Genomic DNA, 8,515 nt, shown 5'->3' on the forward strand with positions numbered 1-8,515 from the left:
CGGCCTGCAGGCGGTGATGCACGACATCAAGGCGCTGCTGGCAATGGTGCGGCGGCAACCCCAGCCCGAAGCTTGCTGAGACTTTGAATCAGCCCTGGCCTCAATGGCATTGCGGGCACGCAGAGTCCATCTCACATAGCGACCATGGCTGGCATCGAAATCGCAGATCACAACAGGGAAGTGCCGATTTCCGCGGATCTGTGACACGATCTGCTGATGCAGACGACGCTGGTTCTTTTTGACCGTCAGGAGCAAGTCGGCGCCCTGCTCGGTGGCGAGCTGAAAAACGCTGGTGAGGTGTGCAGCGCATCCGCCTGGATCAACACGCCGTCGAACTCCAGCGTTCTCAGGAGCGCTTTCAGTGCCGCCTGCTGATGAGAGTCACCGGTGTCAAACGACGTCTGCGCGATGGCCACGACAAGCTCCCGTGCGTAGAGCGTGACCTGGGCGACAAAGCGCGTGGCTCCATCGGCCCCATCGGGCTGAGACGCTGAGCCCCTGAGGGTTTTGCCGTCACAGATCAATTGGTCGAAATCCTTGTCCTGATCAGCGATCTGGGCCAGCATCTACTTCCTCAGCAACCCAACAAGCTGCTCGAGCTCCACCCGCTCAAACAGGTAGAGAAAGGTGGAAATGCAGGGCGCCTTCGGCAGCTCCAGATCCAGTGCTGCGCCGAAGGCCTGGTGATGGCATTTAGAAAAACGCTCCAGATCCCTGGCGCTGCGGCATCCGCTGAGGATGTCCAGGATTGCTATCAACAGCAACAACCACTGGGGATAGCGCACCCCTCGACGCTGACGTCCTTCTGGCAGAGCCTGCAGAAAGGTGATTAGATCAGGACTCGATGAAAGCGGAGGCATGGGACCAGAGCAGACCCCATCCAACCGGCTCCAGCATGGCTGCACCATGCTCCTTGTGTTTGATTTTCAGTCGGCCCTGGCGGAGGGGATGACCGGCCGGGATGAGGACTTCTTTGGAGATTTACGAGAACAGGGGCCCGGTCCCTTCCTGCAGGCCGCGCATCATCTCATAACCGTTACGCAATTCTCCCGCAGCTGGCTGGCTTTTTCAGCAACCTCTTAGTCATGCTGGGTCCAATAAACACTCAATCAATTTCGCCAATGAATCTTCGTGTGCTTCATTTGACTGTAGCCAGAGAACTTAATTCTGGCCAAATCAAGCAACTTCATTACGAATATGAATCAGCCAAGGCATTGCAAGGCTGCGCATGGTCAACGATAGCCTATCAAGACGAAAAAACACTGCAACCATTTGCCCATACTATTCCTCTAATCTTTAGAGGTCAGTTTAGGCGTAAGCTTTTTTCATGGCTTGTTGCACTTCGCCTTAGCAAAAATTATGACTATATACTTATGCGGCACATAACATTTGATCCTTTCTCTATCATATTCTCGCCTCTAGTTGCTAACAGATGCAGTGTGCATCATGCCAAAGAAGTCGAAGAACTTCGTTTGGTTAAAAATGACTTTCGAGGGATTTTAGCATCTTGGACTGAGGCGATATTCGCTAGATTCTCAGCCTCTTTTGCAAAAGCTATATTTGGGGTTACTTTGGAAATAGCCGAATATCAACGCTTTAAGTATTCACCACAAAAGCCAATCTGCAGGTATTCAAATGGTATATTGTCTAGCAAGATTCCTGTCTTGGAAGATAGAAGAAGCTTGGATTCTATTAATATTGCATTCATCTGTAGTTTCTACAGCGCATGGCACGGGCTTGATAGAATCCTGGAAGCCTGTCTCGTAGCTGCTGATTCTTCGGAAATTCTTACTATCAACTTGATAGGGAGCCTTTCGGTAGAGTTGGCTAGCTTTATTTCTGCAAATAATTTTCCAAATGCCGAATTTATAATTCATGGTCATATGAATCAAATTAAGTATACGTCAATCCTTGAGACGTGTGATTATGGTATTGCATCATTTGCTTTGCATAGACAAAACCTAACAGAAGGCTCAACATTAAAGGTCAGAGAAATGCTTGCCTTTGGCCTTCCAGTTTACTCTGGCCATGAGGATATTGCTTTGCCCGTGAATAGCAATCATGTACTGATAAGTCAAAAACCTTCTATAAATGAAATGATAGAATTTGGCTGGCACTGCAAAACAATTGATCGCCAAGAGGTACGAAGCCGATCAATTCCTTTAATTGATAAACTTGCATCGATTAATGAAGTGGTTTCCTTTCTTATGAAAACTAATACTCCCTCCTTGTGATTCTACAGGATTATTTAAGAGATTCCTGCACACGAAAATCGTATCGTTCTGATATTTCGAAAGGCTTCTTGTCCCAAAGGCGATCTGCTGCACTTCTGATTGCTTAATAGCTATTGTTTCATGGATTTTTTTGCCTCGCCTTGGGATGCAGTTTCTCCTGTTCTTGTTTGGATACTTGGACTTAAGGTCTCTGATCTGTTTGGAAGAAAATTTAACCAAACTCAAAAACGCTCACGAATCTTATACTCCTGGCATACAGTCTGGTGTATTGCATATCTCGTTTTCTCTCTAACTTCAGGCGCTGATTCTTTAGATTACTACAATGGATCTTATTTAAATTCTTCGAGTTTCTCTCTTTTAGGCACATCATTTATTTTTCAGCTGACGGCTCTCCTTTCTGGTGCCCTTGGCCTTTCTTATCTATCCTGCTTTCTTGTTTACAATATTATTGGTACCTGTGGTTATCTCGCGTTTGATTCAACTATTCGAAGTTTAACCGCAGACAAGACTCAGCTAATTAAGAAACTGGCCACATTAGTGGTCTTTCTTCCTTCCCTTAGCTTTTGGTCCTCAGCAATTGGCAAAGATCCTTTTGCTTTTACAGCTTCGTGCCTCGCACTATGGTCTGCACTTGATATTAGTAGGCGTAAGACGATAGCTTTATCCTCTATTGCTTTGATGCTTCTAGTCCGTCCTCATATTGCCGGGATAATGATTCTTTCCTTTGCAGTTAGTCTACTCTTTTCTCGGCAGCTGCCCTTTTTATCACGACTATCTTTTCTAGTTGTTTTCATGGTCTGTCTGTCTCTCGTAGCACCCTTGATCGCTGATTATGTTGGCATATCTCAAAATGCAACTTCTGATGACCTGAATGCCTTTATTGAGAGCAGGCAAGGGTCTAACCTAGAAGGAGGTAGTTCAATAACCATTGAAGGAATCCCATTGCCTTTTCAAATGATTTCATATCTCCTGCGCCCATCAATCCTTGAGATTAACTCTTTTTTCTCACTTATAAGTGCAATTGAAAATCTGCTCCTCCTTGTAGTCTTCCTGCTGGGAATTAACGGCTACTTGAGAAGTTTTCGCCTGCATTCAAAGGCGCTATTTGTGTTTTTAATTCCATGTTCATTTTTTACTTGGGCTATTCTTGCGGCAACAACTGCTAATTTGGGAATTGCTGCTCGGCAGAAGTGGATGTTATTGCCCATGCTAGTCTACCTGTCTTTATCCGCTGTGCGTCCTGCTCGTCTGTGCAGCTCTGATATTAGTTCTTCAATCCCTCCTCTTGCATCAAAAGCAATTCACTAGCTTTTAGTATACCATATTTCTTGTCCCTTCCAAGTATTATCTATTATGAGATCACGATCTACCCTGATATTGCTTACAGGTGGTTCTGGTTTTATAGGTTCTGCTTTTTTGAAAAGTGCGCTTGCCAGTGGTTTGTGTGTTCGTGTGTTGACACGCAAGCCCTATGACCGGCCTCCACAAGCAGGTCTTGAAGTGGTTGAGGGCGATTTAACAAGTACGTTGGACTGGACGCGAGCTTTGCGCGGTGTTCATGTTGTGGTACATACAGCTGCTGAACTTAAAGATGCTGAACTAATGCCAGTAGTGAATGTTCAAGGCCCAACTCATTTGCTACACGCCGCTGTCAATGCCGGTGTCAAACGATGGGTGCAATTGTCCAGTGTTGGAGCTTTTGGCCCTGACTGTAGCGGTGTTGTGACTGAAGAATGGCCTGATAATCCGTCTGGCTCCTATGAAATATCAAAAACTCAGTTTGACGATTTACTTCGGAAGTTAGCACAAGATAACACCATTGAAGTATGCATAGTCAGGCCAAGCAATGTGTATGGGCCTGGGATGCATAATGAATCTATTCGGGCGATGCTACGCTCCATGCAGAAGGGTCTATTTGCATTTATAGGCCCGCCTGGCGCTTCGGCAAATTATGTACATGTGGATGATGTGGTACAGGCGTTGAGACTGTGTGTGCAGAAGCCCCAAGCGGCCAATAGGACTTACATAGTCTCTGCATGGGCAACTATGGAAGATATGGTACAAGGTCTTGCTAGTGGAGCAGGTCTCATGAATCCCCTTGTCAGAATCGATGTGCGTCTGGCTAAGGTTCTAGCTTACACATTTAAGTGGTTGCCAGGTTGGCCGCTTACTGTAAGTAGGGTAAAAGCTATGAGCTTGCGTAGTTATTATAGTACCCAAAGAATTGAGTCTGAATTGGGCTGGAAACTCACAGTGCCAGTACATGAGGGTATGCACCAACTTGCCGGAGACTTTGCAAAATGAATCCCAGCATTATTTTTGTCAGTAGTCACGCCATGAGCGTCGTGAGTTTTATTCTTCCTCATATTCGAGCTTTAAAAGCAGTGGCGCCGGTACAAGTGCTAGCGAACACAAGTGATAGCACCTTGTTGAAACGGCTAGGGGTTGACTCGGTAATTCAGTCCATACCTGTGGTGCGGCCGATAGCACCTTGGATGGACTTGAAAGCTTTGTGTATTCTGTATTTTTGTTTTACGCGTGGTAGGCCACTTGCTGTACACACTATTACTCCAAAAGCCGGTTTTCTGGGTATGGCTGCGGCTTGGATGGCAAGAGTACCCGTGCGGGTGCATAGTTTTACAGGCCAGGTCTGGGTTACTCGCCATGGCCTTGTGCGTTGGTTGCTAAAGTCGGTCGATAAACTTACAGCAGCTATGGCAACTGATGTGTTGGTAGATAGCCCATCACAGTTAGCCTTCTTAGTCGGGCAAGGAGTCGTAAGTGCTAGTCGTGGCACAGTGCTTGGAGCGGGGTCAATCTGTGGGGTGAATACTCAGCGCTTTCGTCCCGATAAGATTGCTAGGCAGGCAGTGCGCAAAAAGCTGGGAACACCTACAGGAGCCTTTGTGTGTTTGTACTTGGGCCGGCTCAACTACGATAAGGGCGTCTTGGATTTGGCCAGAGCTTTTGCAAAAGTCGCCAGTTCGAATGCCAACGCTGAATTGTGGGTCGTGGGGCCAGATGAGGCCAATTTGTTTGGCAAGATGCAAGTGCTCTTGCAAAATGTAAAAAGTCAGGTTAAAAGGGTGGATTTTACGCCTGAGCCCGAGCGATTTATGCAAGCGGCTGACCTGTTTTGTATGCCTAGCTACCGGGAAGGATTTGGTTCTTCTGTGATTGAGGCAGCCGCCTGTGGGGTTCCGGCGTTGGTTTCGGATATTTATGGATTGACAGATGCGGTTGTAGATGGGAAGACGGGCTGGATGCATGAGGCGGGTAATGTTCAGGAGCTCGCTCGGAGGATGGAGGACATATTGGCAAATCCTTCCGGCTTGGAGTCGAAAGGCCAAGCTGCACAATCTTATGCTGCAAAATTCTTTGCAGAAGAATTGATCACTAATCTTATGGTAGAATTCTACAATCGATTATTGAATGAAAAGACTGCTTGATTCTGCTCTAGCCGTTGTCGCTCTTTTGCTGCTTTCGCCTCTGTTGCTTGTGTTAGCCCTGCTTGTCCGGGCTCGGCTAGGTACTCCGGTGCTGTTCCGTCAGCAGCGTCCCGGCCTTCATGGTCGGCCCTTCTGGCTGTTCAAGTACCGGTCAATGACAGACCTCCGCGACAGCCACGGCAACTTGCGGCCCGATGCTGAGCGGTTGACCCCGTTCGGCCGCTGGCTGCGCAGTACCTCACTCGATGAACTGCCGGAGCTTTGGAATATTCTGCGTGGCGAGATGAGCTTCGTAGGGCCACGTCCGTTGCTGATGCAGTATCTTCCCCTCTACAGCCCCGAGCAGGCCCGCCGCAACCAGGTCCGCCCCGGTATTACCGGCTGGGCCCAGGTGAATGGCCGCAATGCAATTTCCTGGGATGAAAAGCTTCGTCTCGACGTCTGGTATGTCGATCACCAGAGCTTTTGGCTGGATCTGCGCATCTTGGTCCTCACAGTGATTAAGGTGGTGCGAAGCGAAGGCATCAACGCCGCCGGGGAAGTAACTGTGGCGCCCTTCACTGGCAGTGCTGCGAGCCGATGAGCGATCTGCTCATTCTCGGTGCAGGCGGCCACGCCAAGGTTGTGGCGGAAACGGCTCTCACCAGTGGTGCTGCCTCCCGGGTCGCCTTTCTCGACGACAATTGGACCGGTTCTGATGCATGCCCTCCTGTGCTGGGCTGGCCCGTGATTGGCCCGCTCGCTTGGTCTCTTCAGCCAGAGAGCCCTGTGCAGTTTGCGGCTGCCCTAGTGGCCATCGGCCATGCAACTACCCGCTTGCATTGGATCCAGAAGCTCCAAGCCGCCGGCTATTCCCTGCCGGTGCTTATTCACCCAATGGCCTGGATTTCTCCTTCTTCTCAAATTGGCCCCGCATCTGTGGTGTTCGCCCAGGCGGTAGTTCAGGCTCAGGCCACTATCGGCATCGGCACCATCCTTAATACTGGCTGTAGTGTTGACCATGCCTCCCGGCTCGCCGATGGTGTGCACATATGCCCCGGCGCCCGTCTGGCCGGTGAGGTTCAGGTGGGCCTCCGCAGCTGGATCGGCATCGGTGCCTCCGTGATCCAGCAAGTGCGCATCGGCTCCGATGTCACCGTCGGCGCAGGCGCCGCTGTTGCTCGGGATCTACCCGATGGCGTCACTGCTGTCGGCGTGCCGGCGCGCATCTTGTCTTTCTCCTGATTCACTTTCTGAGTTCGTGACCCTCGCCCCCTGGCCCACCTTCGATGCCGAGCAGATCGATGCTGCCAGAAGTGTGCTCGCCTCCGGCCAGGTGAACACTTGGACGGGCGGGGTAACCAAGGCTTTCGAACGGGAGTTCGCTCAGTGGTGTGGCAGCAGCCATGCCATCGCGATGGCCAATGGCTCGCTGGCCCTCTCTGCTGCCTATCTGGCTATCGGCCTCGGCTCGGGCGATGAGCTCATCACCACGCCGCGCACGTTCATTGCCACTGCCTCCAGCGCAGTGCTTCTTGGTGCGAGGCCGCTGTTTGCTGATGTGGATCCCGAGTCCGGCGCCATTTCAGCCGCCACCATTGCTCCGCTGATCACCTCCCGCACCAAGGCCATCGCTGTGGTGCACCTGGGGGGCTGGCCCGCCGACATGCCAGCCATCTGTGATCTCGCCCGCGCCCACGGCATCGCCGTCATCGAAGACTGCGCCCAGGCCCATGGCGCCCGCATCAATGGCCAATCGATGGGCAGCTTCGGCGATGTGGCGGCCTGGAGCTTCTGTCAGGACAAGATCCTCACCACCGCAGGCGAGGGCGGCATGGTGAGCACCTCCCAATCAGAACTTTGGGATGCCATGTGGGCCTTCAAGGATCACGGCAAAACCCATGAGGCGGTCTTCGGGCGCGAGCTCTCACCTGGCTTTTGCTGGCTGCACGAACGCTTCGGCTCCAATTTTCGCCTCACCGAACTGCAGAGCGCCATAGGCCGCATCCAGCTCCAGCGCCTGCCCGAGTGGACCGCCGCTCGCACCCGCAACGCCCTGCTGCTCGCAGAAGCCCTGGCCGATTGCCCTGCGGTGCGCGTGCCCCTGCCTCCCGAGGACATCACCCATGCCTGGTACAAGTTCTATGCCTTCGTGAAACCGGATGCCCTCGCTGACGGCTGGAGCCGTGATCGCATCCTCTCGGAAATCACAGCCCTTGGTTATCCAGCCCTCTCCGGCAGCTGCAGCGAGATCTATCTTGAAAAGTGTTTCCAGGATGTAGGCCTCGCCCCCGCCGAGCGGCTGCCTGTTGCCCGTGAACTCGGCGACACCAGCCTGATGTTCCTCGTTCACCCCACCATCAGCCCTGAACAGATGGCCGGCTATGCCGACGCTGTGCGGACGGTTGTGACGCGTGCGTGCCGGTAGCGCTGTTTGGCTCGAAGCGTCGCCACGTGTTGCTTGCCCTGTTGTTTGGAACTTCGGCTTCCGGGCTGTGGCTGGCCTGGCCCTGGATTGTTCCGCTTGTTTCTCCGGTTCCCATTTCCACTGCCGGTAGCGATCTGGTGGTGGTGCTGGATGGTGGCTCAGGTCGCTTCGCCGCCTGCTGATCCGCTGCCCCGGTAGCTGCCAGAAAAGATGACGCCTCTGCTGCCATTCAGGCACCCAACATCAACGTAGCTGGATCTGGCTCGATTTCTGGTGGCGGTGGGTTGATCCAGACCTCTTCCGGCTGACGCCAGCAACGCGTCGATCGTGACCACCGGCGGGGATGCCGTTGGCGTGCTTGTTCGTAGACGACAGCACGGTGGCGGCAGATCTCCACAGCCTCACCGTTGTGGCGCTGATGGGGC

Annotated in this window: 10 protein-coding genes and 1 pseudogene; 7 read left to right on the plus strand and 4 right to left on the minus strand. The window is 52.0% G+C overall.

Annotated elements, in window-relative coordinates:
- The 3 genes and pseudogenes from CJZ78_RS14535 to CJZ78_RS12970 form a co-directional block, all read right to left on the minus strand.
- Nucleotides 1–255: pseudogene (locus CJZ78_RS14535) on the minus strand (hypothetical protein); the annotation flags it as partial.
- A complete protein-coding gene (locus CJZ78_RS12965; protein ID WP_094561729.1) occupies nucleotides 246–566 on the minus strand; it encodes a hypothetical protein in 321 nt (106 codons plus the stop codon). The pseudogene CJZ78_RS14535 and the gene CJZ78_RS12965, both read right to left, overlap by 10 nt.
- On the minus strand, nucleotides 567–860 hold the full coding sequence (locus CJZ78_RS12970) for a transposase family protein (protein ID WP_158217093.1): 294 nt from the start codon (nucleotides 858–860) through the stop codon (nucleotides 567–569).
- 261 nt (nucleotides 861–1,121) lie between these two features.
- On the opposite strand from CJZ78_RS12970, the gene CJZ78_RS13895 reads away from it, so the two are divergent.
- The 7 genes from CJZ78_RS13895 to CJZ78_RS12995 all read left to right on the plus strand — a co-directional run bounded on the left by CJZ78_RS13895 (nucleotide 1,122) and on the right by CJZ78_RS12995 (nucleotide 8,090).
- Nucleotides 1,122–2,234, plus strand: a complete 1,113-nt coding sequence (locus CJZ78_RS13895; RefSeq protein ID WP_143592949.1) for a glycosyltransferase — start codon at nucleotides 1,122–1,124, stop codon at nucleotides 2,232–2,234.
- Nucleotides 2,235–2,354: 120 nt separating this feature from the next.
- Nucleotides 2,355–3,542, plus strand: coding sequence for a hypothetical protein (locus CJZ78_RS13900; RefSeq protein WP_143592950.1), 1,188 nt, complete (start codon nucleotides 2,355–2,357; stop codon nucleotides 3,540–3,542).
- Between the two features lie 69 nt (nucleotides 3,543–3,611).
- A complete protein-coding gene (locus CJZ78_RS12975; protein WP_158217094.1) occupies nucleotides 3,612–4,538 on the plus strand; it encodes an NAD(P)-dependent oxidoreductase in 927 nt (308 codons plus the stop codon).
- Entirely contained in the window at nucleotides 4,535–5,683 is a 1,149-nt protein-coding gene (locus CJZ78_RS12980; protein ID WP_094561732.1) for a glycosyltransferase, read from the plus strand. The genes CJZ78_RS12975 and CJZ78_RS12980 overlap by 4 nt, the downstream gene beginning before the upstream one ends.
- Nucleotides 5,667–6,266 carry a sugar transferase gene (locus tag CJZ78_RS12985; RefSeq protein WP_094561733.1) on the plus strand — a complete coding sequence of 200 codons (600 nt, stop codon included), beginning with the start codon at nucleotides 5,667–5,669 and terminating at the stop codon, nucleotides 6,264–6,266. Before CJZ78_RS12980 ends, CJZ78_RS12985 begins: the two co-directional genes overlap by 17 nt.
- Nucleotides 6,263–6,907: an acetyltransferase gene (locus tag CJZ78_RS12990; protein ID WP_094561734.1), complete on the plus strand. Its 645-nt coding sequence runs from the start codon at nucleotides 6,263–6,265 to the stop codon at nucleotides 6,905–6,907. The genes CJZ78_RS12985 and CJZ78_RS12990 overlap by 4 nt, the downstream gene beginning before the upstream one ends.
- Before the next feature lie 16 nt (nucleotides 6,908–6,923).
- Nucleotides 6,924–8,090, plus strand: a complete 1,167-nt coding sequence (locus CJZ78_RS12995; RefSeq protein ID WP_198953913.1) for a DegT/DnrJ/EryC1/StrS aminotransferase family protein — start codon at nucleotides 6,924–6,926, stop codon at nucleotides 8,088–8,090.
- 243 nt (nucleotides 8,091–8,333) lie between these two features.
- On the opposite strand, the gene CJZ78_RS14540 is transcribed toward CJZ78_RS12995, so the two are convergent.
- Nucleotides 8,334–8,515: hypothetical protein (locus CJZ78_RS14540; protein WP_233128504.1), on the minus strand; the 182-nt coding region annotated here is incomplete at its 5' end.

Origin of the sequence: Synechococcus sp. 8F6, from assembly GCF_002252665.1 — a bacterium.
Classification (GTDB): Bacteria; Cyanobacteriota; Cyanobacteriia; order PCC-6307; family Cyanobiaceae; genus Cyanobium_A.

Bases quoted from the DNA above. Each gene is read 5' to 3' on its own strand.
- CJZ78_RS13895 (WP_143592949.1), top strand. From the start codon at position 1,122: ATGAATCTTCGTGTGCTTCATTTGACTGTAGCCAGAGAACTTAATTCT.
- CJZ78_RS12965 (WP_094561729.1), bottom strand. From the start codon at position 566: ATGCTGGCCCAGATCGCTGATCAGGACAAGGATTTCGACCAATTGATC.
- CJZ78_RS13900 (WP_143592950.1), top strand. From the start codon at position 2,355: ATGGATTTTTTTGCCTCGCCTTGGGATGCAGTTTCTCCTGTTCTTGTT.
- CJZ78_RS12990 (WP_094561734.1), top strand. From the start codon at position 6,263: ATGAGCGATCTGCTCATTCTCGGTGCAGGCGGCCACGCCAAGGTTGTG.
- CJZ78_RS12985 (WP_094561733.1), top strand. From the start codon at position 5,667: ATGAAAAGACTGCTTGATTCTGCTCTAGCCGTTGTCGCTCTTTTGCTG.
- CJZ78_RS12970 (WP_158217093.1), bottom strand. From the start codon at position 860: ATGCCTCCGCTTTCATCGAGTCCTGATCTAATCACCTTTCTGCAGGCT.
- CJZ78_RS12980 (WP_094561732.1), top strand. From the start codon at position 4,535: ATGAATCCCAGCATTATTTTTGTCAGTAGTCACGCCATGAGCGTCGTG.